The organism is Flavobacteriales bacterium (assembly GCA_021296215.1).
GTDB lineage: Bacteria > Bacteroidota > Bacteroidia > Flavobacteriales > ECT2AJA-044 > ECT2AJA-044.
Genome location: JAGWBA010000131.1, coordinates 1,342 through 2,035, shown reverse-complemented (window position 1 = coordinate 2,035; position 694 = coordinate 1,342). Strand labels below are relative to the sequence as shown.

Annotated in this window: 1 pseudogene; it reads right to left on the bottom strand. The window is 46.5% G+C overall.

Annotated elements, in window-relative coordinates:
* Positions 1 to 115: 115 nt before the first annotated feature.
* A pseudogene (locus tag J4F31_12495) lies at positions 116 to 328 on the bottom strand (DNA-directed RNA polymerase subunit omega).
* Between the last annotated feature and the right edge of the window lie 366 nt (positions 329 to 694).

The following is a 694-nucleotide window of genomic DNA, read 5'->3' as shown; positions in this document are numbered from 1 at the left end:
CGTCGAAAAAAACGAAATCGGTAAAAGTCCCTCCCGCGTCTATGCCTACAGAAAGCATAAAAGGATTTTTACCTCGCTGTGCGCGGGTTAAAACCGCACGGGGCTGCGTGCGTAATCAGTAATTATCTCTATCCTTGGGATATATGACGTTTACCTTTCCCTCGGCTATCTCTCTTAACGCCGAAACAACATGCTTGTTGTCGTCGTTTTCAGATGCTATAACGGTAGCTCCCTTGGATATCTGGCTTGCCCTTTTCATCGCTGCGATGGAAAGAGCGAACCTGTTCTCAACCTTCTCTAAGCAGTCTTCAATCGTAATTCTGGCCATGGATCGTTACCTTCCTTGATTAGTACCCTGTTTAAATATGATACACAATATCATTCGACTCTTCACGATAATGTCAATCAAACCCCGCCTTGATTCCTCCCTTCACTCAGAATGTTCACCGCTAATCATTAACAGGAACAAGTTCACGGTTCTCCATGCCGGGAAGGACTTTAAAAATCTTAGACGCGGAGGTCTTCTCGCTGAACTCGGGTTCACTGACCGTATTGACGTATATCCACTCGGACCGAGCCTCTTGCGGAGTAAAGCTGACTATCATATAACCGCGATCCTTTGTGTTTGAGTAGACAAGACCGTCAACCAGCACTTCCAAATCCCGAGCAAACTCCTCGGCCTGTTGCGACGTAA